The sequence below is a fragment of the Ruegeria sp. YTSC004 genome, from assembly GCF_059609805.1.
On record NZ_JBXWMJ010000010.1, the window covers coordinates 17,799 to 42,810 of the forward strand.

At 58.4% G+C, this 25,012-nt stretch carries 8 protein-coding genes; 6 read left to right on the forward strand and 2 right to left on the reverse strand.

What is annotated here, in order from left to right; all coding sequences use genetic code 11:
- Nucleotides 1–81 precede the first annotated feature (81 nt).
- From AC2FFP_RS17325 to AC2FFP_RS17345, 5 genes are read left to right on the forward strand one after another with little or no spacing between them, the layout of a single operon-like run.
- A complete protein-coding gene (locus AC2FFP_RS17325) occupies nucleotides 82–3,990 on the forward strand; it encodes an Ig-like domain-containing protein (RefSeq protein ID WP_496881284.1) in 3,909 nt (1,302 codons plus the stop codon).
- A gap of 58 nt (nucleotides 3,991–4,048) precedes the next feature.
- The gene (locus AC2FFP_RS17330) at nucleotides 4,049–4,855 is read left to right on the forward strand and encodes a SapC family protein (protein ID WP_496845094.1); all 807 of its coding nucleotides are present in this window, start codon (nucleotides 4,049–4,051) and stop codon (nucleotides 4,853–4,855) included.
- 2 nt (nucleotides 4,856–4,857) lie between these two features.
- On the forward strand, nucleotides 4,858–6,213 hold the full coding sequence (locus AC2FFP_RS17335; RefSeq protein ID WP_496881285.1) for a TolC family protein: 1,356 nt from the start codon (nucleotides 4,858–4,860) through the stop codon (nucleotides 6,211–6,213).
- Nucleotides 6,201–8,348 (forward strand): type I secretion system permease/ATPase, encoded by a 2,148-nt coding sequence (locus AC2FFP_RS17340; RefSeq protein WP_496769298.1) that lies wholly within the window; start codon nucleotides 6,201–6,203, stop codon nucleotides 8,346–8,348. The genes AC2FFP_RS17335 and AC2FFP_RS17340 overlap by 13 nt, the downstream gene beginning before the upstream one ends.
- Nucleotides 8,349–8,370: 22 nt before the next feature.
- On the forward strand, nucleotides 8,371–9,642 hold the full coding sequence (locus AC2FFP_RS17345) for an HlyD family type I secretion periplasmic adaptor subunit (RefSeq protein WP_496845143.1): 1,272 nt from the start codon (nucleotides 8,371–8,373) through the stop codon (nucleotides 9,640–9,642).
- A gap of 422 nt (nucleotides 9,643–10,064) precedes the next feature.
- Here AC2FFP_RS17345 and AC2FFP_RS17350 read toward each other — a convergent pair whose 3' ends face one another.
- A complete protein-coding gene (locus AC2FFP_RS17350) occupies nucleotides 10,065–10,544 on the reverse strand; it encodes an invasion associated locus B family protein (RefSeq protein ID WP_496769293.1) in 480 nt (159 codons plus the stop codon).
- 18 nt (nucleotides 10,545–10,562) lie between these two features.
- Nucleotides 10,563–23,765, reverse strand: a complete 13,203-nt coding sequence (locus AC2FFP_RS17355; RefSeq protein ID WP_496881286.1) for a hypothetical protein — start codon at nucleotides 23,763–23,765, stop codon at nucleotides 10,563–10,565.
- A 771-nt stretch (nucleotides 23,766–24,536) separates the two neighbouring features.
- Here AC2FFP_RS17355 and AC2FFP_RS17360 point away from each other — a divergent pair.
- Nucleotides 24,537–24,659 carry a hypothetical protein gene (locus AC2FFP_RS17360; protein ID WP_496725038.1) on the forward strand — a complete coding sequence of 41 codons (123 nt, stop codon included), beginning with the start codon at nucleotides 24,537–24,539 and terminating at the stop codon, nucleotides 24,657–24,659.
- Nucleotides 24,660–25,012: the final 353 nt, after the last annotated feature.

Sequence of the window (25,012 nt, forward strand, 5' to 3'; positions counted from 1 at the left end):
CCGGCCCGATACCAAAGCGGAATTGTGGTGAAAACGAGGAGTTCGGTTTCAGTTTAACACAATTTTTCCTGGTCCGACCGCATGAGTCACAAACGCGAAAGACTGATGAACAAAACCTGGCCCACCCAGGCGGACACAGACATCACATGTGAGGGTAAGATGACCAAAGAACATGATCCCAAAGCCAAAACTGCAGAACCCGGATCAGACAATGGTCGCAGGGACCACATTCGCCGGTGGATTGATGGCAAAATGCGACGCTGGGTTGGGCGCGGTATTGCCGGGGGGCTTGGTTCGACGCTCATGGCGCTACCCGCCTTGGCGCAGGCAACGATAGAAGAGCTGTACGCCTATCAGTTTGCAGAAACGATTCCCGGCGTACAGTCAGTGAAGCTGCTGAAAAACGGGGATGTTCTGCTGAAGATGATTGATGGCAGTACGATGATTGTCGCCGCGGAAAACGTTCAGGTTCTGGACAGTGGCGCGATCATGATCGCCGAAAATGCCGTGAGCGAAATTGCGCAATTCAGTCTGGCCGCCGAAGCAGGTGGTGCCGCTGCGGCGGGCGGCGGCATTAGTGGCGTCGGCGCTGCATTGGGCGGATTGGGCCTGGCTGGCGCCGCCGCGGCGGGGGCCGGCGGCGGGGGTGGTGGAGACGATGGTGATTTTCACCCCTCGCCGCAGGCACCACCTCAGGTTTTGAACCTCGCGCAAGCACAATCCACTGCGCTCAGCAGCACAGAGGCGAATATCAGGGTCCCGGGTGGAACCGAAACAGTGGAACTTACGATCGGGTCTTTGGTCAAATCCGTGCCACTCAAGCCCAATGGAAGTTGGAGCATTTCGCTGACAGCTGTCGAAGCGGCCAGTCTGCCACAAGGTGTTCAGAACGTCACGGTTCGCCACTTGGACAGCGGCGGGCAAGAGCTTTCGGTCGAGACTGTATCTTACAACATCGACACAATCCCCCCTACTCTGACAATTTCCGGTTTGTCGGACGGTGTGGTTATAAATGCGGCGGAAAGCGCAACGGATCTGACCGTCTCGGGGACGACAAACGCGGAAAACGGTCAAACCGTGACGGTCACTCTGAACGGCGGCACATACTCAGGCACCGTAGCCGACGGGCAATGGGTCGTCACCGTGCCTGCCAGTGATCTTGCCGCGTTGCCGGATGGGGAAACCATTGTGTTGACCGCAGATGTTTCAGATATGGCGGGGAACCCGGCAGCACAGATCAGTGACAGCATTGAGACAGACTTTACGGCACCGACCATAACTTTGGATCCTCTCCCCGTCGACAAAATCGAATTGGTCGACGTTCAGAACGATATGGAGCTGAGCGGATCGACAACAGCAGCTGATGGCCGGACAGTTATGGTCGAATTTGGGGGGCAATCCTATTCGACGACCGCCTCTGACGGTAGTTGGAGCGTCACTATTCCATCCGCTGATCTTGCAAATCTGCCCTCAGGTACTCCTGTGTCGGTAAGGGTCGTTGTCAGCGATGAAGCAGGAAACAGTTCGGTTCCGGCAACGGCCTCGGTTCCGGTGGATCTGACTGGCCCCGCAATTTCTATATCGCCCCTGTCGGTTGGGTCCGCCTTAAACACCGTAGACGTTGGTTCGGATTTAACGGTTTCGGGAATTACCGGGAACGTAGAAGACGGCCAGCAGGTAACAGTCATGTTGGACGGTCAGAGTTACACCGGCGCAGTATCCGACAACAGCTGGTCGGTGACCATCCCAGCGGCCGACCTTGGAGCATTGGCAGACGGGGGCACATTCACCATCACCGCAAATGTATCCAATACGGACGGGCTCGCAGCCAACCAGGCGAATGCACCCGTATCCAAGGATGTCACTGCCCCAACCTTGACCATCGACGGATACTCTGATGGTGCCGTCCTAAATGCCGCTGAGCGTGATACGGACCTGACAATCACGGGATCAACTGATGCAGAGGACGGACAGACCGTAACCGTATCGTTAAACGGCCAGGATTATACTGGTACCGTCTCTGGTGGCGTCTGGAGCGCGACTGTACCCGCGGCAGATTCGACGGCACTGTCCGATGGCGCAACAATCCCGGTGATTGCAGACGTGACAGATGCCGCCGGAAACCCAGCGCTGCAGGCAAGCGGCAGTTTTGACACTGATTTCTCACCTCATTCCATCACCATCACCAATTTGTCCGACGGCCCGGTCATGAACTTGGCGGAACGCGGCACGGATCTGACGGTCTCAGGCGCATCGGATGCCCCGGACGGCACCACCATCACCGTGGAAATCGTCAGGGCAGATGGCACTGTAGACCTGAGCAATACCACTACGGTCAGTGGCGGCACCTGGACGTTGGTTTCGCCGGCGGCCGGTCTAAATGGCCTGCAAGACGATGAAATTTACAGTGTGCATGCGTCGGTCTCAGACACGGCTGGAAACAGCGCCAGCGCGAGTGCTGGGTTTAGAACAGACTTCACAGCACCGACTGTGACGATCAACCCATTGGCTGTCGGATCGGTTCTGGATGTCTCCGAAAGGGGAGGCGATCTGTCCATCTCAGGGGCGACATCGGCGGAAGAGGGGCAAACAGTCACTGTCACGTTGGATGGCCAATCGTATACGGGTGTCGCTACTGGTGGCACTTGGTCGGTCACCGTACCCGCGGCAGATCTTTCCGGATTGGCGGACAGTACAAATTTCCCCATTTCGGCAACGGTCAGTGACCTGGCCGGCAATAGCGCCAGTCCAGCTACCACAACGCTCGCTACGGATTTCCGACCGCTGTTAGACCTGAATTCTATAGGGACGAACAACTCAGTTTCACTCGGCGACGCGCAGAGTTCTGGCATTGTTGTATCTGGAACATCCGTTGGCCTCGCCGCTGGCCAAGCGGTGAATGTAACACTCAACAATAACTCTGTCGGCACCGCTACTGTCGCAGCCGATGGCACCTGGTCGCTTGCAGTTCCGGCGTCAGATTTCACAGGTATTTCAGCAGGTGATGACCTGAACTTTCAGGCTCAGGCCACGGTTTCGGGCGGCCCTGATCCTTTACCGGCAACCGGTGAGGCGACTGCGCATGTACCGGGCGCATATGTCATTGCAGAAGCGGATCAGAGTGGTTCGACTATCACGTACCAAATCTTCGCAGACGCTGACCGCGACGTTTCCAGCGGGCTAGCGATGACGATCGAGTTGGGATTTGATCCGTCAGTTGTGACCTTCGACGCCGGATCCGATGTTGGGAACGGGGCTTTCGGTCTGTATCTGTCCAACCCGGTTGGGGGCTCCGTGGTCAACTTTGCAGGTGTCGCGACCAGCTTTACGGATCTGAACCAACCGTTGGTGACATTCACCATGACCGTTCAGGACCCCAGCAAACCGGTTGAACTGTCGCTTACCACCCCGGATGGGGGGCCGACGACCGTCGTATTCGGCACTGATGGAAATGACACTTTGGTCGCCAGCGATGTGGACAGCTTTGTTCGTGGTCAGGACGGCGACGACGCCATCAATGTCTCGGACGCGGGTCGCGACGTCGTTGTGTTCGAAGCCGCCCCTGCGGCCAACGGGGTAGACACGATCACCGGCTTTTCACTCGGAGCGGCAGCGGATGTGGCAGATGCGTTGATGTTCAATGGCCTCGATCACTCTACCTTGCGCGGCGATGGCACGGGCATTGAGACATTAAATGTAGGCGGCGCGGTTGGTGCCAACACGGGCGTCATCGGCTTAACCACAGTTCTGGCCGACCTGTCGACCAATACAATTGAAACTGCAGTCGAAAGTTTGACGGGACTTCAGGCGGGTGACGAGATCTACGTACTCGCGACAGATGGAGACGATAGCGTTCTGGTCAGGGTCGACTATTCCTCCCCGACTGCAGCCACCGTTGAAACCATGGCGCAATTTTCGGGGTTAGACGATCTGAGCGGATTGAGCGCGGACAATATCCTGATCGCCGACCCGACCGGAGCAACGGCTTGATCAAAACATGGACTGCCGTTTTTCGACCGGCAGCCACTCCATACTCAAAGGATCAAACATGGCAGAGAACGGCCTGTTTCCAGTCACATATGAGCGGCACGGTGACAAATACTGGAAGCGTTTTTCATCTTACCACTTTGCGGAAACCCAGCAGGCTTGCTCAATTGTCGAGAAAGAAATTCTGCTCGTCGCGGCCACGTATCCGGTAATGTTTCGCGAAACCGGGGGGGAAATTGAACCTATAGCACTATTGTCATTGAACCCCAACGCGCCAACCCCTTTTGTGTCCGACGATGGCCGATGGCTGGCCGCCTACATCCCGTCTGGGTTGCGGTGCCCGCCATTTCAAGCGGGTTTACCGAGTAAAACGGGTTGTGATCCGCAACTTCTGGTCGATGAATCTTCTGGTCTAGTCACCGATGCTCCGAAGGACGAACCGTTCTTTACCGATGCTGGTGAGTTGACCGCTGAACTTTCAAACGTCCTAAGATTTTTCCAAGCACGAGAGGCCTCGGCCAAGGACATAAGGTCCGTGTGTAACGTCATTCAAGGGATGGGTCTTTTCGAACAAATGGCAAGCTACGATAACGTCGCGCTGCCGGCAGGGTTTCTGGTCCTGGATGCCCGACGCTTGAAGGCTCTTTCGCAGGCAGAGAAACTCGCATTGTTCGATGTCGGTGCAATTCAATTGCTGCACGCCCATCAAGTATCACTTTCGCACATTTCTTGGTTGTCGCAGGCGCAAGAGCAGCTGACGAAGCCCAAACTTCAAAGCCAATATACCGAAAATTCAGACATTTCGCGTTTCCTCACCGCCATGGCACACGCGCAAAATGACGAATTTTTCATGGCTGGTGAGGTGTGAAAATGCCTCTGATCTCCTGCAACTCTGGCCTAAAGTATCTTGCCTGTTTGTGTATTCCTTTGATGGCGGCCTGCGCACCTCCACCCGACCTTACGGTCGTAGAGGTTTCTCTGTCAGCAGGTTCTGTCGGGGCTGGCGCGCAGCCCCCCCTTCCACGTCTGACGCAAAGCGAGTTTGGTCAACGGGTGCGGGCGGCTGTCGAAACCAACCCAAACCTCGCACAAAGCGCGACACGACTGGAAATCGCAGACGCTGACGAAAATGCGGCCAAGGGTGCTTTTCTTCCTCGCGTATCAATGGGAATCAATGCGCGATCACAGCGTGTGAATTCCGATATTGCAGACTTCACCCCGTATCTGCGCGTTTCGCAACTCGTCTATGACGGAGGCGCTGCGTCGGGCGAACTGGCTGCGGCTCAGGCTCGCGTCCTCGAAAGCCGGGGCGGTCAACTGCAAACCGCTGCGGCGCTGGCCCTTGCCGCAATCGAAGCGTATGTTGTGGTCCTTGATCGACGCAAGATCCTGGAAATCTCAGCCCAGAATGTTGAGGTGCACGCCGAGATCGTGCGCCAGATCACCGAACGCAGCACGCAGGGCGTGGGCTCAAATGCAGACGTTTTGACCGCACGCTCGCGCATGGCAGACGCGCGAACGCAGCTTGCCGATGCAGAGGCTCGGACAGACAGGGCGGAGGCACAGTACCAGGAAGTCTTCGGACGCCCACCGGGGGCACTTACCGCTCCGGTCGCTGCGCCCAAATTGGCCAGAACGGATTCGCAAATCGTTTTGGACAGCCCACAAGTACGGCGTGCGAATGCCGCTTTGATCGCTGCAAAGGCCGAGCAAACTGCAGCCATTGCGCGGCGACAGCCAGGTGTAGAAATCGCGGCATTTGCAGATCGCGATGACAGCAATGATGCTAATTTCGGTGTCGACCTGTCCGTAAACTATGAACTGGACAGCACCGGTCAACGTAAGGCTGCCATAGCTGCAGCCCAAGCTCAGGTGAAAGAGGCCGAATTCGCCCGTGAGACGTTAATTCGAGAAATCCGCCGCGAGTTAGAGTTCATCCGGTCAGATCAGGACGCGGGAGCGGTTCGCCTGCAAGCGGCTCGTTTAGCTGCCCAGGCCAACGCCGAAAGCGTGGAAGCTGCGCGGGCCCAATTCACTATCGGCCGACGCAGCTTGGTCGAGATACTGGATGCACAGCGAGACTATGTGAACGCGCAGCAAAGGCTGATTTTGGCGGAACAAAGCTTCTTCCTCACAAACTACGCCGCCCTCAGCCTGACCGGGGACATTCTGGATTATCTCGGTATTTCAATTGCAAACACAGGTGAAGATTCATGGCCGCGTTGAACCCTTTGGCACCTAAACAAGAGCTTTCTCCGTTGGAAATTTGCCTGCGGCACGTCGCCTCGCATCTTGGTCGCTCAATCACGGTCGGGGCACTTCACGCTGCGCAATCCGGCACAACAGGTCATTTGAGCCAGCGAGATGCAATTGAGGTTGCCCGCCATGCCGGGTTGCAGGCGGGATTTGGGTCGCGAAGACTTGCGGATTTCGATGACACACTGGTCCCAGCAATTTTTCTGTTGGACGACAATAAAGCAGTTGTATTTCACGGGCGTACCAAGAGCGGCCGTTTTCTGATTTTCGACCCTGAGATGGGTGAAGGCATCGGTGAGGTTGAAGAAACAGTTTTAGGGAAAAGCTACACCGGCTACGCACTTTTGTTTCGGCGCAGCCACAATGAGGAAACACCAGGTCGAAACAGGACCGCATCCGGGCATTGGTTTTGGTCGGCCATGTTGGCAAACCGCTGGTCCTATGCGCAAGTGGTGCTTGCCGCAGCGGTAGCGAATTTTTTGGGTCTTTCCACATCCGTTTTCATCATGGTCGTCTATGACAGGGTTCTTCCGAATGAGGCGACGGAATCCCTTATCGCACTGACCGCAGGGGTTGGTCTTGCCCTTTCTTTCGATTTCGCCCTCAAACTCTTGCGCGCTGGCTTTATTGATCGGGCCGGGCAAAAGGCAGACATGTTTATGGGGCGGCGCGTTTTTGACCAGGTTTTGAACATCAAAATGAAATCGCGGACCGGATCGACCGGTGCTATGGCCAGCACGATCCGCGAATTTGAAACTCTGCGCGAGTTTTTTACATCGGCAACTCTGGTCGCACTCGTGGACCTGCCCTTCATCGCCCTCTTTTTACTGGTCATTCACCTCGTTGGTGGACCTCTGGCGCTGATACCTGCCCTTGCCGTTCCGATTGTTTTGATTGCGGGCCTGGCAGTGCAACCAATGTTATCGCGTTTGGCCGAAAAAAGTTTTGCGGACGGTCAGTCAAAACAATCCGTACTGGTCGAGACCGTTTCCGGTCTTGAAACCATCAAAACAACCGCAGCGGCAAAACAAATGCGGGCGCGATGGGAAGATGCTATCGAGCGGCTGTCCTCCCACGGAATCCGCAGCCGGACAGTTACCCAATTCGCATTGAACCTGACAGGATTCACGCAACAGGCGGCGCAGGTCCTGATTGTTTTCTTCGGCGTGTTCCTGATCACTGAAGGGCAGGCAAGTATGGGTGCGTTAATTGCGTCTGTAATGCTGACTGGACGCGCGCTGGCGCCACTGGGGCAGCTTGCCCAGACACTCACACGTGTGAACCAGGCGCGCAGCGCGTATCGCAATCTGAACGCTTTGATGCAGGCGGAAAATGAGCGGCCCGAAGGACGCAACTGGATCAGTCGACCACATGCAAAAGGCCGCATTTCTTTCAAAGATGTGCATTTTGCCTATCCTGAACAAGCCGATGATGCCCTTTCAGGTGTCTCATTCGACATAGAACCGGGTGAAAAAGTTGCCATTCTGGGCGCGATCGGATCCGGGAAAAGCACCATCGCGCGTTTGATGCTCGGTTTATTCGAGCCGAGGACCGGTTCGGTAATGCTGGATGGGGTCGATATCCGTCAGATTGACCCCGGCGACTTACGTCGCAATGTCGGTTCGGTTTTGCAGGACGTTTGGCTTTTTTCCGGCTCAATTCGCGAAAACATTGCCAGCGGTGCGATCCGGCCCATGGATCAAGATTTGATCAGAGCGGGCCACGTGGCCGGGGTTGAAGATTTTATCGCGCATTGCCCCAACGGCTATGACCAACAACTGGCAGAACGTGGCGAAGGAATATCGGGCGGCCAGCGTCAAGCCATCGCGCTGGCCCGCGCGCTGATTGGACGCCCACCAGTGTTGTTGTTGGATGAACCGACCAGTGCAATGGATGTGAAGACCGAAGCCGAGGTTATCAAGCGTCTGAAACAAGAAACCAAAGACACCACAATGGTTATCGTCACACATCGGACCAGCCTGCTTGATCTGGTCGACAGGGTCATTGTGGTCGAACGCGGCCGGGTCGGCGCAGACGGTCCAAAAAGCATGCTGACCCAGCGCGCGCGCGCAACAGGGAGGCATCTGAATGTCGCGGCATCCTGACCTTGCCATGATGGCAAGAGAAATGCGGGGGAAATCTCCGTTGGGGGGATCTCTCCTGTTGCTTGTTATCCTTGCCTGCCTCGTCTCCGCCGGGCTTTGGGCCTACATGACGGAACTCGACGACGTGACCCGCGTGGATGGCCGGATTGTGCCGTCGGCGGACGTGCAGCTGATTGAGGCAACAGAACCCGGAGTATTACAATACTTGCACGTCGCGGAAGGGCTGGTTGTCGACAAGGGAACGCTGTTAATGGAGTTCGACACAACGCAGATCGACAGTCAGTTGAGCCAGGAACAACAGCGCGCATTTGGATTGACGGCTCGTGCCCAACGATTGCAGGCAGAGATTGACGGCACCCAGCTTACTTTCTCAAAAAAGCTCATTGAAGGCGCGCCAGAAGTGGTCAAATCCGAAACTGCTTTGTATCAGGGCCGTCAGGCGGAACTGGCCGCTGAAATTGCCATTCTGGAGCGACAGCGTGAGCTGCGCCAGCGCGAATATGAGGAAGGGCTGGTAGACCAGGTGACAGCCGAAGAGACGCTTGGGATTCTGGCCGAAGAACGCGCCATCATTACCCCCTTGGTGGAAAAACGGATGGAGCCTGCGACAACGCTTTTGTCGCTGCGCCGCAGTTCCGCTGAATGGGAGGGTCGCAAGGTCCGTGCAGTTGCAGTGACCAACAGGTTGAAAACCGGATTGAAAGAAATCGACGATCGTATTCAAGCCGCACATAGCAGGTTCCGGAGCGCAGCGCTCACCGACCTTGCGGTCTCGACAGCCGAACTCGCGGCACTTCGGCCGTCCTTACCGGCCTTGCAAGACCGCGCGGATCGCGCACAGATCAGATCACCCGTGCGTGGAATCATAAATCGCGTTCACCGGACAACGATTGGCAGTTTGGCACGCAGCGGTGAAGAACTGATCGAGATTGTTCCATTGGACGACAGGCTTCTGGTCGAGGCCTATGTTCGCCCCGAAGATATCGCGTTTCTACACGCAGGCCAGCCCGTTAAGGTGAAAATTACGGCCTATGATTTTGCGCGTTACGGCGCGCTGGACGGTGAGATCACCCGCATAGGCGCCAACACGGTGACAAGGCCCGAACGCAATGATGAAGAGGTCTTTGTCATCGAAATCCAGACACGTCACGCTATTTTGGACGCAAGCGGCGTAGCCGTCGAGATCATCCCGGGGATGATTGCGGAAGTGGATATCTTATCAGGCAAGAAAACGGTTCTAGACTACCTTTTGCAACCCGTAATCAAGATCAAAGATCGCGCCCTGCGTGAATAATCAAGCGCTGTGTGAAACGCAGGATCAGCGATTGTACCGCGAGTTTTTTGAGTGAACAAAGTCGGCTTCTTAGAGGGCACACCTATCCCGCAATCTCGGCCAACACCCGAAATCCGGTTGTTGAATTGCTAGGGTAACTGGCGTTTTAGAACTATGTTGGCAACTTCAATTGTAGCGGTTCCTATGTGATCTGACCGTTGGCTGTTTTTCCGGCAGTGTCTGTCCGGTCAAGTTTGGTACAGGAACTTTTCCTTCCAGATCTCTTGCCCTTGATCATGATTTGGAATGGCGTTTGTGGGGTATGGCTGCTCCCGGTACGATTATGGCGGCCTTCGTTCGATCAATGTTCCATGCCCGGCACGATCAAGGGTCCGATTTCGATGACCAGCACCAGACAGATGCCTGTATGCAAAAAACAGTCGTTACGGCAGAATATCTGATACCTTGCTGAATCCCGTCAGATCGAAACCAAAGGAGATTGGATCTCTTGCTGTGTTTTTACTTTCGATCGTAAATTGCTTACCCGCCCGCATCGCAGACATCCACTCTGTTGAGACAGCGGAACGAGCAAAGCAGCCTTGAGCCTCGCAGGTCAGAAACTCCAGACGGGCGACTTCGACGTCATCGACCTTTGCGATCACCCCTTCGGAAAACAGAAGACCAAACGGCAAGGTCAGCACGGCTTCGGTCTCATCTTTCCTCGCAGGCTTCACGAACGCAACGGAGGTAAGCCTCTGGTTGTTTTCGGTCAAAACAATACTCTGGGACATTTCACAGACCAGCTCGGTTCCGTTGCCCGGATTTCCACAATTTACCGACCACGGGAGTGTGCCTTTCTCTTGCGCGGCAAGAGGGTGTGTCAAACCCAGTGAGATTCCTAGCGCGCCAAGCCAAATTTTCATACTGCCGTCCCTCATTGCTCAAAATTGTACCCCAAGGCCCAGACCAACCTGGAGAGCCTTGGTTGAGTCCCCGAACATATGGTCCAGGCTCAGATTGATAAAGCTGCTGTCATCCAACGCATACAGCCCCAATCGCGCCGAAACCAGCCCATGGGCGTCTCCGATAAAGCTGGTATTCGTAAACCCACCATCAGCTGCGCTTGCACCTGCAAAACCGGCGCTTACTGATACTGTGTCGTTCGACGAGATGATGGCGCCGGCGCGGAAGCTTACGCGTAGCTTTTGAGAGGCGCTGAGAATCTGTTCTGTCCCGATCTCAAGCGATGGGGTCAGGGAGTAGATCATCTCGCTATCATCCTGCAGGACGATCCCCGAAAGAGTTGCATCACCGTTGCTTTCTGTCGCCAGACGGGTGGCGTCAACAGCGATCTCGGGTCGCAGATAAGAACTGCCACCGGCAAATCTGTGATCATAGGCAAAACTCAACCGCAGGTTCTGCTGGTTCATCTTGTGCTTGATCGAACTGACGCCAACGGTGTTAACCACGTTTCCGTTGGGCAGCACACCACTGATCCCACCGGACCGGTCGGAGTCATAGTCTGACCAGCCGGCTGACAGCATGGCCGCGAACTCCCACGGGCCGGTGTATTTGGTCAGCGAAGCACCCAGATTGAACCGGTCACCGGTCGCATTGTACTGCGAACCATTCCGCAGGCTTATTTGGTCGTAACCCAACGCGAAACCGGCATAGAGCTCATCCCCAACCGGCAAACGGACACCGGCAGACAGGTTGGTATTGTTGATGTCCAACTCATCGTAGATACCAGTCTGCTCGCGGTCGTAGAAAGACCTTCCTCCGGAGAACCAGACACAATTGCGTGGATCGTCTCCGGCTTGGTAATCGGTAAACCGCTCGCAGTTATGCAGTGCGTTTGCGAATACCCGGGTGCCGTAGTAGGCATCAACTGCATCCGCAGCGTAGTCGGCCACAGTGAATGCACCGATTGCCGCGATGACATCAGCTTCGGAGGTCATGTTCCCGATCAGGGCGAACAACTCACCTTGCGCAGCGGAGCCCTGCCCATTCAGCACCTGGTTGATGTAGTCACCAACGGCCGCCTCGTTCGCGTTCATGTTCGCGGTCGAATAGTCCGGAGTTATCACCAGATCAATCGAACTGCCGTCCGATGTCGAGCCGTTCAAGCCAATCGAGTAATCCAACACTACTGTGTCCTGAATCGTCGTGCCCGCATCCGCAGCTGTCCCATTCGGGTCGACGATGACTAGAGGTAACGCCCGTTGAAGCGTATTGAGCCGTGGTGTCAGTGTGCCGCCCATTGTGGCGTCACCGCTGACATTAACCAGATCGCTATTGCCACCCGATGCACCCGTGGTGAGGTAATATACGTCGAAGGTCGAGGATGCCGTCGCACCAAAGGCTAGGCTTCCCGTCAGGTTCGTGGTCTGGCTGACGTTACCGGTAAAGACAAAGTCACCCGACTTAACAGTCGGCGTCATGTCCGTATTCAGACCCCAGTTCGCCCCTAAAACAAAGTCGCCATTCACTTGCATCAACCCAGAAGCGCCCAGATTAATCGTGTCCAGCGCATAAAAGGCGCCCTGTTCCTCGACGGTCAGACCGTTGGTACCCGCGCCAAGGTCCAGATTGCCCAGTGCCTTACCCGCCAACGAAATCTGTTCATTGCCGTTTCCGCCGTTCACCAACTGGTTATTCCCGGCGAGAAGCACTGTGTCCTTGGACAAAGTCAGCGCGTTGTTCGCGCCGCCGTCCACAACGATTGATGCAATTGCGTCTGCTTGCCCGGTCCCGCCCATGACGACGCCATCGAAGCCAAGCGTGATTGCACCCGCTCCGTCGCGCCCTTCGGATTGGGCCAGAACGCCGATGCCGCCTTCGCCCACGGACAGGATATTGCCATTCAGCGCCATGTCGATGGTGCCACCGGCCCCAGCACCACCCGCAGATCCACGGAAAGCCGAATCCACCATGCCACCACCACCGCCCAGTGACTGCGCCACAACACCAATCGCGTTTTCACCGGTGGTGACGATATTACCGTTTTGGGTGAACGTAATGTCGCCACCGTTACCACCATTAGCAGGCGAGAGATTCACTGTGATTTGGCTTGCATCCAAATCTGTAGAGACAAGACCGCCGCCGCCGCCTATGCTTTGGATTACGAAACCATGAGACCCAGAGCCGCTGGTGGTGATGCCCCCGATATTAGTAAGACCAACAGTTCCGCCGTCACCGGTTGAATCGTCTTGTGCACCCAAAGTTACATCCAAACGTCCTAGTCCAGCAACAACGACCTCACCGCCACCCGCACCAATGCTTTGAACACTCTGACCAAATGACCGATCACCCGTAGTGGTAATGTCTCCGTCCAGAGAGAGGTCGATATCACCGCCGTCATTGCGGAAACTTGGGTCGGAACCCAGGATCACCGAAGCAGCTTTGTTTGTATTCGCGGTGCCAGCGCTGTTCAGCACAAGCTTACCACCGCCGCCTCCGATAGACTGCGCTGCACCCGCCGAGGAAAATGCGCCGTCTGTGCCCACATCTCCGGTCCGGCTGCCGGTCACGTCGCCGCCACTGGCGTCATCCGTGTTAATCGCACCCAGACGTGCGGTGATGTCGATACCGTCACCGTCCTGAACATTGACGTTGTTCGCTGATATACCACCACCACCGCCAACGCTCTGCAGCATCAAGCCGGTCGAGCGGTCGCTTGTCGTCGCGATATTGCCTGTATGTGATTGCGCGACCTGACTGCCAGCCATGTCTGAAACTTCATCGCCACCCAAAGAGATGTCGCTGATATAGGAAGTGCCGGTTCCTCCAGCGCTGGCAGTTTCGGTTGTGAAATCGACTGATGTTTCGGAATTACCACCACCGCCATTCACGGACTGAGCGAAAATAGCCTCGCTACCTGTCCCATTCACAAGAATGTCCCCGGTCGAATTGACGGTAACGGTTCCAACGGACCCATTGGCACCCTCACGCGCACCAAGCAATTGCGAAACCGTGTAGTCCAGCGCCGAGACAAGAGGGGATGACACCGAATATCCGGCATTTCCGCCGCCGCCTCCAACAGATTGCGCAAAGATGCCAAACCCGTTTTCTGCATTCACGACAATCGCGCCTGTATGGTTGACTGTGACGTCTCCGCCATCTGAGCCGTCCCCGCCCGATCCGCCGATGGCGATCTTCGAATAAGATTTGCCCGTCATGGTGTTCTTGAGGTCATTTACATCCATCGCAACAGCCAACCCGCCATTGCCGCCACCGCCGCCAACGGATTGCGCCATGATGCCGTATGCACCCGCGCCATCAACGCGGATGTCACCGCTGTTTGTTACGACCACGTTACCGGCGATGTTGCCGCTGCCTCCGGAACCGCCAATATTCAACTGCGCGGTCGGAGAACTGCTGTCGCCCGTCTTCAGTCGCAGCGTCCCAGTGATCGAACTTCCACCATTGCCACCACCACCACCGATGGATTGGGCGAAGATACCATGCGCGGCTTCACCAGTTGTCACGATCGTCCCTGCGTTGGTCACCAAGACGTTGCCGCCCGTGCCCCCAGTACCACCCGATCCGCCAAGACCGAATTGTAGTGCCCGCCGCGTGCTGGCCTCAGCCCCGCCATAGCGCCCGTCGACCGAGATCGTAGAGCCACCATTGCCGCCGCCGCCACCGACGGACTGCGCAAGGATGCCATGGCTCTCCTTACCGGTGGTGCGGATAGTGGCATCAGCTTCATTGACGACAGTTACGGTGCTGCCAGACCCGCCAGTGCCACCCGTGCCACCAATCAGAATGGCATTTGTCGTTGCTCCGTCCGAGGACCGGCCCAGAATGATGTTGCGCACCTGTTGCGCATCGCCACCCCCACCGCCGACGGACTGCGCGTAGATGCCAATGGACTTGTCGCCCGTCGTCTGGATTAGGTCCCGATTTGTGACGGAAACCGCTGCAGACACTGCTCCGGTTCCGCCAGTGCCACCAATGGACAGCGTCGCTGTGTTCCCGATGTCTTTGCGCAAGCTGATGATGCGGTTTTCAACCAAACCACCCATACCGCCACCGCCGCCAACGGATTGAGCGAAGATGCCATGAGCCATCGTGCCCTCGGTCGTGATGATCCCATCGCTGACTACGGTCACGGTGTCCGAAGTCATGCCGTCGCCGCCTGTGCCGCCGATGTTAACCGAAATTGTCGTGCCGACCGTCGACGGATTGACCACGGCTTTGATGGTGTCGAGGTTCGATTGACCCGCCTGAACCATGCCGCCGGTGCCACCCGCGCCACCGATAGATTGCGCCATCAAACCGACGGAACGATCACCGAAAGTCGCAATTCGCGCGGTGTTGGACACGTCGACTTTGCCGCCTACACCACCTGTGCCTCCTGTGCCGCCAATGGAAAGCGCAACAGACGTACCCTTACCGGCTGAATTGCTGGCCTTGCCACCATTGCCACCGCCACCACCAACGGACTGGGCAAACACGGCGTGAGCATCCGTCCCCTCAGTAACGACTGTTCCGGCGACAACTGTCGTCACATCGCCCGCTTCGCCACCAGTGCCTCCTTCAAGCCCGACTGACAAGCTGGCTTTGTTGCCCTTGCTGTCGCCGGTCTTGGGCGTACCTATGCTGACTGATGTCGAGGACGAATTGCCGCCGCCGTTACCGATGGACTGGGCGAAGAAGCCGTATGAACGGTTACCAGCAGTGCGGACGATGCCATTCGAGCTTGCATAGACATCGCCACCGCTTCCGCCGGTACCACCGGTCCGACCGATTTGAATATTCACGTTGCCGCCATCTACAGATGTCGAGGCAGAGTTGTAGCCCGCATTGCCGCCGCCGCCGCCAACGGATTGGGCAAAAAGGCCATGAGAGTCCGCGCCGCTGGTCGTGATGTCCCCGGTATTGCGAACATCGACCGAACCGCCGATACCGCCCTCACCCGTACCGCCTCCGACAGCCAGGCCAAAGCCCTTGTTGGTCGCGTCTGAGGCCAGTTCGTACGTCATACCAAGGTTCAAAGCCGCGTTGCCGCCGCCTCCACCAATGGATTGACCAAAGACCCCGTGGCTGCCGTCCTGCAGCGTAACGATGTCACCATAGTGATCGATATCCACGGTGCCGCCGTCCCCGGCCGTTCCAGCATCACCGCCTATGGCGATAACAGCCGACACGCCGGTTTTATTGCCGGAGGAGTCGGCAGGGTTCACCTTGCCCTCCAACTCATCGAGAACGGCGTTGTAGTTGGCAATTACCGAGTCATCGACGCCCGTGTTGGTGGGCGTTTTCCGGTCAGTTGAATCGCCGGTTCCGCCATTGCTCTTGCTTCCGGTGGTTTTACTGATGCCCACAACCGCGTTGATACCGGCATCACCGCCGCCGCCGCCAATGCTTGAGGCTTCGATCCCGTGCGAACCGGCACCGTCAGTCGTGATGGTACCCGCAGCCGCAGCCGCGGATCCACGCGCAACCGTGACATCGCCTGCATCGCCGCCGCCACCGCCAAAGCCGCCGATACCCATAGCAATTGGCGAGCTGTCTTTCGTGCCGACGAAGGTCGCATTAATCCCACCGGTGCCGCCGCCGCCGCCTATGCTTTGGGCAAAGACACCGCGCGCGTGATAGCCATTTGTCGAAATGTTTCCAGATTGCGTAACTGAAACATCACCAGCATCCGCGCCGGTACCGCCGTGGCCACCCAGACCGCCCACAATGCTCAGATCGGTTTTACCGTCGGAGTTGTTAGAGTCGCCATAGTTCAGCTGTCCGGTCACGTTCAATGCGCCGTTACCACCACCGCCAGCGATGGACTGTGCCAAAACACCGTGCTTCCAGTTACCTGCCACCGAAACGGTGCCGGTATGGCCGACGGTCACATCACCCGAAACATTGCCGTCGCCGCCAAAGCCGCCGACGCCAAAGGTAACCGAAGGGATCTTGCCATCTTTGCTCAGCGCAATACCGCCCGAAACGTTCAGACCGCCGTTACCACCCCCGCCGCCAATGGATTGTGCCATCAGTCCAGCTGAACCATCGGTATCTGGTTTTTCCTCGTTAAAAACTCCCATATCGATGAACAAACGTTCGAGCCCGAAGGACGAGGCCAGCTCTTCGGTGTCGTCGACAATCGTGTCGCCGAGGAAATCGCGCAGCTTGTCTTCAAATGTTGTCGTATCGGGAATAGAGATATCGTCCGGGTTGGTTGTGACTGTGATGTCAGCCTGCGACGTGACCGTGACGTCTCCTGCCTTGCCGCCGTCACCGGCGAAACCCCCAACACCAACAATCAACGAGCTGTCGGATACGATACCACCCGACACATTCAGGCCGCCATTGCCGCCACCGCCGCCAAGGGATTGGGCCAACAGACCGGATTGGCCGGTTCCGTGCGCCCTGATCGTGCTGCCTGCGCCGATATTCACATCGACATTCCCGGCATCACCGCCGCCGCCGCCGAACCCACCGACGCCCACGACCACCGCATAGGACTTGCTGCTGTCCGTTTGGCCCGCACCTGGCTTGCCGCTGATCGCGATACCGCCGGAGACATTGGTGCCGCCATTGCCACCGCCACCGCCCAGCGATTGCGCGATAATACCGCTGGCGCCTTTGCTTTGGTCGACGGCAAATGTGCCGTCGGGTTGCCTGACCATCGGAACGGCCTGAACATTGCCGGTGTAGTCCAGATCAACATTGCTGGCATCGCCACCCGATCCGCCAAAGCCGCCAACACCAGCCGCGACCGAAAAGATTGTGTCCGACCCCGAGGGCTTTGTCAGCGCCAGAGAGCCCGAAATATTCACGCCGCCTGTGCCGCCACCACCACCGAGGCTCTGCGCAAATACGCCATGTGACCCGTCGCCAGCCGTGACTACATCACTTTCCACATCCAGTGTTACCGCCCCGGCACCGCCGCCGCCGCCGCCAAAACCGCCAAGGCCCAAAGTCACCGCCGCACCGGATTTACCTGTCAGATTAACGGCACCCGAGACGTTGAGGCCGCCATTGCCGCCGCCGCCGCCAACGGATTGCGCCATGACACCGATACTGTCCGCCCCTATTGTGACCACCGAGGTTGTGCCACTGCTATCCGTGCTGGACCGCAGGGTGCTGATCACGTCACCGGCGTTACCGGCCCCGCCCCCGAAGCCACCCACGCCCAGACTGACCGAGCCGCCATTTTCCTGACTAATGCCCAACGAGGCCGAGATATTCGTGCCGCCATTGCCGCCACCGCCACCGAGGCTCTGTGTCAGAATACCTGTGCTGCGATCGCCGACGGTGCCAACACCGCCCGTAACAGTCGACTGAACCAGGGCACCGGCATTTGCGCCGCCGCCACCAAAGCCGCCTACGCCGATACCCACGGCCGCATTGGCCGACCGAGACAGGGACAACGCGGCCGAGATGTTAGTGCCACCATTGCCGCCGCCGCCGCCAAGGCTTTGTGTCAGAATCCCGACCGAGTCGTCTCCTGTTGTTACAACACTGCCGGTAACTTGTTGCGTTACATTGTTTGCATCACCACCGTCGCCACCAAAGCCACCAACACCAATCCCGAGACCGCCTGAATAGTTGCTGGCCACCGAAATCGCGCCGGAAATATTCGTGGCACCGTTGCCGCCGCCGCCGCCGAGGCTTTGGGCAATAATACCAGCCGAGCGTGTGCCCGAAGTGCTGACATTGCCCGAGAACGTATTGTCGACGGCCCCACTGGTACCGCCGCTACCGCCAAAGCCGCCCACTCCGATTCCTGCAGCACCGGACCCTGTGCGCGCAATGCTGAGCGCACCCGAGATGTTGACGCCGCCATTGCCACCGCCTCCGCCAACAGACTGAACCAGAACGCCGGTTGCGTTTTCACCGCTGGTGGTAACGTCGCCGGTAACCGAACCAGTGGCCGCACTTGCATTACCGCCGTCACCGCCGGATCCACCGATACCAACGCCAATAGCGCCGCCGCCGGTGCCCGAAATATTCACGGCCGCAGAGACATTCAGCCCTCCGTTACCACCGCCGCCCGCGGCGGACTGGACCAAAACACCGCCCGAATTGTCGCCGGCCGTTGTGACATCACCCACAACCGTGCCGTCGGCCGTATTGGCATCACCGCCACTACCCCCGCTGCCGCCAAGCCCGACAGACGCACCACCGCTGCCGGTTCCGGCAACCGTGACTGTGGCAGAGACGTTCATGCCGCCGTTGCCGCCACCGCCGCCAAGGCTTTGAACTATGAAACCGCCGGACTCGTCCCCTTGCGTCGAAACGTTGCCGTTCAAAGAGGCCTCAGCCGTTCCTCCGTCGCCGCCCGTTCCAGATGCGCCGCCCAGACCAACGGATGCGCCACCCGATCCCGTACCTGCCGCGGCAACCGCGACTGAGATGTTCATTCCGCCATTACCACCTCCGCCGCCGACGGACTGCGCCAGCAAACCGGTCGAGGTTTCGCCCAACGTCACAAGGTTCCCGGTCACGTTTGCGGTTACCGCTGAGGCATCGCCGCCGCCGGTTCCCCGACCACCTAGCCCAACGGCTGCTGCGCCAGAACCTGTGCCCGCGCCGCCAACTGAAGCCGAGACATTGAAGCCGCCGTTACCGCCGCCGCCGCCGATGGATTGGGCAACAACCGCGCTCGATTGCGCGCCTTCGGTTTGCACACTGTTCGCAACGGTCAGACCAACGACACCGCCGGTGCCGCCGCTACCGCCAGACCCGCCCAGTCCGACACTGATCGCGCCTGACCCGGTGCCCGCACCTGCCAAGGCAGGTGAAATGTTAAAGCCACCATTGCCGCCGCCGCCACCAACGGACTGTGCCAGAATACCAACTGAAGCATCTCCCTTGGTCACTACGTTGGCCGTTGTGCTCGCGGTTACCAGGCTGCCGTCGCCGCCGCCGCCGCCTGAACCTCCTAGCCCAACCGAAACTGAACCCGCTCCGACGCCTGCACCTGACAGGGTTGGCGAGACGTTAAAGCCGCCGTTACCGCCGCCACCGCCAAGGGACTGCGCCACAAAACCGCCAGAGGCAAAGCCGTCGGTCAGAATGGTACCGTTCGACGTCAGTGTCACGTTGCCGCCATTGCCGCCAGTGTCGCCTGACCCGCCGAGCCCGACGCTGACGGCTCCGCTACCAGTTCCTGCACCTGACAGAACCGGAGAAACATTGAACCCGCCATTGCCGCCGCCGCCGCCGATGGATTGCGCCACTACGCCCGAGGACTGATCACCACGGGTTTCGACCGAATTGTTCGAAGTTGCGATGACGGTGTTGCCATCTCCCCCGCCAGCACCATCGCCGCCAAGGCCAACCGAAACTCCGCCCCCGCCAACGCCAGATCCCTGGACCGAAGCACTGACGTTGAACCCGCCATTGCCGCCGCCGCCGCCGATGGATTGGGCCAGAAACGCCGTCGCCGAGTCGCCCTGAGTCAGGATTGTCCCGCCGGAGGTCAGAGTGACCGCGCCGCCATCGCCGCCTCCAGCTCCGTCGCCGCCAAGCCCCACGCTAACTGCACCGGACCCGACACCGGCGCCTGCGCCTGTGCCCGAGACGTTGAAGCCGCCATTGCCGCCGCCGCCGCCAATGGACTGAGCGACTACGCCGGACGACCTGTCCCCAGCCGTTACGATTGCATCCGTGGTTGTCAGATTTACCGTGCCACCAGTTGCACCTGTGCCGCCGCTGCCGCCCAGCCCAACTGAAACGGCACCGCTGCCCACACCCGCGCCCGCGAGTGAGGCGCTGACATTAAAGCCTCCATTACCGCCGCCGCCGCCGACGGATTGCGCCAGAACCGCTGTCGAATCCGCACCAGTCGTGCTGACAGTTCCGGTAACCCGACCAGTCACTGAACGACCGATCCCACCGCCGGACGCGTCGCCGCCCAAGCCAACCGTAACCGCGCCGCCACCAGCGCCTGCACCGGCTACCCCGGCGGTTACGTTGAAACCGCCATTGCCGCCACCGCCGCCGATAGATTGGAATACGACACCGCTGGAATTGTCGGAAAGCGTGGTCACGTTGCCCACGACCTGTCCTTCAACAATGCCGCCATTGCCACCTGTTGCACCGCCTCCGCCAAGTCCGACACCAATCGAACCAGCGCCTGCACCGCCAGCGGCCACACCGGCCGTCACGTTGAAACCGCCGTTACCACCGCCACCGCCGATGGACTGGATCACAACACCTGTCGAGCGCAGACCTTCGGTGCGGACATCACCGTTGACAAGAACACCGGTCACGCTGCCGCCGATACCGCCGCTGCCGCCTTCGCCGCCAAGCCCGACACCAACGGTTCCTGCACCGGCTCCGCCTGCGGCCAGACCCGCGGCGACACTGAAGCCGCCATTGCCGCCACCGCCGCCGATGGACTGAACTACAACAGCACCAGAGTCATCGCCCCGCGTTGTGACGTTTGCGTCAACCTGTGCGGTTACTGCGCCGCCGTCACCGCCACCGCCGGCTTTGCCGCCAAGGCCCACACTGACAGACCCAGCAGCCGCCCCGCCAATATCGGCGCTCGCGCCGACGCTGTAGCCGCCATTGCCGCCGCCGCCACCCACGGACTGTGCGACAACACCGCTGGAAAATGCTCCCCTGGTTTCGATGTTTGTCCCGCCTGCAATCAGGGTGACGTCGCCGCCGATCCCGGCACCGCCGCCATCTCCGCCAACACCCACGTTGATCCCAATTGCCGCCACGCCGCTTGCGCTGACACCGGCTGCAATACTGCCACCGCCATTGCCGCCGCCGCCGCCAACGGACTGTGCGATCAAAGCACTCGAACTGGTTCCCGTCGTTGTGATGTCAGCCTTGGTATAGACCTGCACATCGCCGCCGTCGCCGCCACTGCCAGCCTCACCGCCGATACCAACAGAGACATTGCCGGAAAACAGCGCCGAGGCACCACCGGTTGCCGCCACAGCCAAGCCGCCATTACCACCACCGCCGCCAACGGATTGAAACAGCATACCGGTCGAGCGGTTGCCGGTTGTGACAACGGTGCCTTCAAACCCCGCAGCCGTCGGAGAGCCACTGCCGTCAAACTGGCCGACCGTGACCGTGCCGCCTTTGCCACCCGTGCTACCATCGCCGCCGACACCAACTGCCAAAGAGCCCGAAACCGGGCCGCCAGACACTGCAACAGAAACCGCATATCCACCATTGCCGCCTCCGCCGCCAACGGATTGCAGCATGACGCCAATTGCATCGTCGCCACCGGTCTGCACAGATGCAGACCCGCTGCCGCTGATTGACACATCGCCGCCGTCGCCGCCACTGCCGGCCGAGCCACCAACCGAGACCGAAGCCGCTCCAAAGGCACCGACCGCTACTGAAACAGCGCCGCCGCCATTGCCGCCACCGCCGCCGACGGATTGTGCGAACACACCAGTGGAGCGATCGCCTGAGGTTTGAATTGCAGATGGCTGACTGCTGTCGGTGTTCGACAATGTGACGTTCACGTCGCCGCCCTTGCCTCCGGACCCGCCATCGCCGCCGATGGCAACGCCCACGAATGCGCCGACCGCTCCGGAAGAACCGCCATTGCCGCCACCACCGCCGATGGACTGGGCCAGAATGCCCATCGCATCGTCTCCGGTCGTGGTAATGATCCCGTCATTGACGATGGTCACAGTTGATCCAGCGCCACCGCCGCTGCCGTTTCCGCCAACGGATACCATTCCTGCGGACGAGCCACCGTCGCCGCCACCGCCGCCAATCGACTGAGCGATGATTCCGCGCGCGCCGTCGCCCCCGGTCTGGATTTGTCCGTAGTTACTGACGCTTACTGCAGCTCCTGTGCCTCCTCTTGACCCGGTGCCACCGATTGCGACCAACCCGTATGAGTTCGCACCCGTGCCACCACTGCCGCCAATAGATTGCGCCATGACCCCATCGGCACCTTTGCCTGAGGTCAGAATGCTGCCGCTGCCCTGAACCGTCACGCTAACGGCGCTGCCGCTGCCACCATTCGATCCGACCCCGCCCAGAGACAGCGAAACCAGGCCACCACCTGTTCCGCCAGACCCACCGCCGCCGCCAATGGACTGCGCCACAATCCCGCGCGAAAAGTCTCCCTGTGTCTCAATGGCGCCAGCATGGGAAACCGTGACCGTCCCGCCGTTACCGCCGTTGTCGGCACCGCCGATCAAGGACACCAATAGGTTGCCGCTGGTCCCTGCGGACCCACCCGAACCCCCAATCGACTGTGCATAAATCCCGTTCGCATAGTCGCCGCTTGTCAGAATGCTGCCGGTTGATGTGGTATTGACTGTCACAGCTCCGCCGCTTCCGCCATAGCCGCCGTCACCTGAAGATCCTACCAGGCCCCACTGCGCGCCGCCGTTGCCACCATTGTTCGAAACGCTCAGGGCATAGATACCATCGGCGGAATCTCCGGACGTCGAAATCTCACCTCTCTGCGTGACGGTCACATTGCCGCCATCCGCTGAATGCCCGCCAGTACCACCGCCGGGGGCGGCGAACCCGCTGCCGCCATTCCCAGCCTCGCCACTTCGACTGAATGCGAAAATGCCGTAATTGCCACTGCCCGAGGTTTGGATTGTGCTGCTGCTGGACTGTGTTGCGTTGACGGTGCCGCCCTTGCCGCCATCGCCGCCATCGCGTCCGTCCCAGAAGCTCAGGTAGGAGTCACCACCATTGCCACCATCGCCGCCGACGCTGCCGACCTGCCACCCTATGTTGCTGGTGGCGTTGACATCACTGCTAAGGGTCTTTGTTTGCGTCGGACCAGTTGCGCCATTGCCGCCTGAGCTAGGCGGTACAACCAACGCGCCGTCACGGCCATTGCTCCCATCCTGACCATAGACAACTTGGTTCACGCCGTTCGGTCCCGACACATCTTCAGGTGGTGTCACCGCACCTGGAGTCCCAGAGCTGTTGAAATTGCTATTGTACTGCGACAGCGTCAATTGAGTGGACAAACCGGCCGTACCGGATGCTCCGGAATTGCTAATTTGAGCCGTTGTTCCTGAAATGGATACAATTTCGAATGCTAGCGGAGGATTGTCGGAATTGTAGATTGTGTCCCCGGCATCTTTGACTAGGAAAACGTATCCATCTGCTGTCTCTACAAATGCTGTTGTTCCGGCTGTGGGCGTCGAGGCCGGGTCGACAATCAGTGCGCTGACAGTGGTATCCATACCTGTCACCGGGTTGGCCACCGTGTCGCCTACTTTCGAGTCTGCCGTGGGCGCTGCGAATAAAGGTGTTGAAATTAAAGTATAAAAAGAAACAGCCAGCAGCAAACTTGACTTCTTGGACACCCTTGCACCCCGCATACGACTTAGTCACAACACATGGGGGGGAAACCGAGTTCGCGCAGAACGGCAACCTACAATTCGAATTTCCCCATCACATATCGGAATAAAATAAACACAAGATTAAGGCGATAATTCGAATTAAATTCGCTCTGTTGGAGTTACTCCGCGCTCATTGCCAAAATGCAACATTGAGTCTCAAATCATTACTAAAAATTTATCGGAAGTGTTTTGCACGCAAAAACCCCTTTCTGACACAATTCACGACGGAGATTCACTCTAAGAAATCAGCAGGGCAACTCGGTCGGTGCCGTCACGCTGACCGTCGTTTAGTTGCACATGTTGGCAATTGTGCATTGATGACTTCGATGAATTTTTCGTTAGTCTGCTACTTGCGCTATCGATTGCCTCGTTAGGACAACACTCACACGGTGTGGCTCTCTTTTTTGCTTCAATTCGAGCCTGCGTGAAGTAGAAGAGATGATACTACGCGTAACCAGCGCACCCTTGCGATGTCTTGAATAATAAAGTTGTTATGAATTCCTCCGAACGCAATTACCGGCTTTGGCGCGTGATCGATCAGGCTGGAGCGTTGCGCTGGCCTAAGGTGATATACAGCTTGAAACCCACACTCCGGCCCTGACTCTCGACCGGATGGGTAATGCCGATGCTACGGCACTGGAAAACTACGAGATTCTGGATGTTGGTCTGGAAGACGGACCATTAACCGAACTTCTGCGGTCCAGGGGATTGATCGTAGCGGGACGTGAGGAATAGGCAGGCGTTTTGCCCGCCTAGTCAGACGAGGACGCGACATGGCTATTGCCGATGGATGGCGCGCAAACCCAGATCAACAACTGGAGGCACGACTATTATGAAAACAGGTCATATTCTTCGCTCGGAAACTTGACGCTAAACGTAATCGTGGCCAACTAACCGAAACCCGAAAGGCCGCATGAATACCTGACCGGAAACCGGGAGAGGTCAAGGCCAACCGTGCACTAACTTTCAATTTGAACCGCTCAAGTGGCGCTGCTCCTTGCCAATTGAGCAAGCCGCAGAAACAGAGGGAGTCCGGGTGTGAACTGACTTTTTCATGCTATGTTGACGCCTCAATAAATTTGCACCCA

Bases quoted from the DNA above. Each gene is read 5' to 3' on its own strand.
- AC2FFP_RS17360 (WP_496725038.1), top strand. From the start codon at position 24,537: ATGGGTAATGCCGATGCTACGGCACTGGAAAACTACGAGATTCTGGAT.
- AC2FFP_RS17345 (WP_496845143.1), top strand. From the start codon at position 8,371: ATGCGGGGGAAATCTCCGTTGGGGGGATCTCTCCTGTTGCTTGTTATC.
- AC2FFP_RS17325 (WP_496881284.1), top strand. From the start codon at position 82: ATGAGTCACAAACGCGAAAGACTGATGAACAAAACCTGGCCCACCCAG.
- AC2FFP_RS17355 (WP_496881286.1), bottom strand. From the start codon at position 23,765: ATGGATACCACTGTCAGCGCACTGATTGTCGACCCGGCCTCGACGCCC.
- AC2FFP_RS17330 (WP_496845094.1), top strand. From the start codon at position 4,049: ATGGCAGAGAACGGCCTGTTTCCAGTCACATATGAGCGGCACGGTGAC.
- AC2FFP_RS17350 (WP_496769293.1), bottom strand. From the start codon at position 10,544: ATGAAAATTTGGCTTGGCGCGCTAGGAATCTCACTGGGTTTGACACAC.
- AC2FFP_RS17340 (WP_496769298.1), top strand. From the start codon at position 6,201: ATGGCCGCGTTGAACCCTTTGGCACCTAAACAAGAGCTTTCTCCGTTG.
- AC2FFP_RS17335 (WP_496881285.1), top strand. From the start codon at position 4,858: ATGCCTCTGATCTCCTGCAACTCTGGCCTAAAGTATCTTGCCTGTTTG.